The sequence below is a fragment of the Methylobacterium nigriterrae genome (genome assembly GCF_037106235.1).
GTDB classification, from domain to species: domain Bacteria; phylum Pseudomonadota; class Alphaproteobacteria; order Rhizobiales; family Beijerinckiaceae; genus Methylobacterium; species Methylobacterium nigriterrae.
In genome coordinates this window covers 1-266 of sequence record NZ_JBAWTG010000931.1, presented here as the reverse complement: position 1 = coordinate 266, position 266 = coordinate 1, and the positions used below count along the sequence as shown (strand labels likewise).

The 266-nt window shown below is 64.7% G+C and carries 1 protein-coding gene; it reads left to right on the top strand.

Translation table 11 applies throughout. The features are described 5' to 3' along the window. A partial coding sequence (locus WDW90_RS39730; RefSeq protein WP_336493072.1) for an SGNH/GDSL hydrolase family protein occupies positions 1 to 266 on the top strand: 266 nt, incomplete at both ends.

Sequence of the window (266 nt, the reverse complement as noted above, 5' to 3'; positions counted from 1 at the left end):
CGTCGGCTGGGGCGTCACCACGCACGGACTCGCTCTTCCTGGATTCCTTGCCAGGGCGCTCACATCACTGACCGGCAGAGGCACCGACGTCGACGTTGTCGCGAGTCCCGACAAGCGCCTGAAAAATGCCCTGCGCGAGTTGCAGGCCTTGCCGCTCTGGCGCTATGACGCGATCGTCGTCGTGCTCGGCGTCAACGAAGCCCTCGAGCTGGCCTCATTGAAGAAGTGGCGTAGGAACCTGTCCTCGACCCTGTCGACCCTGGCCC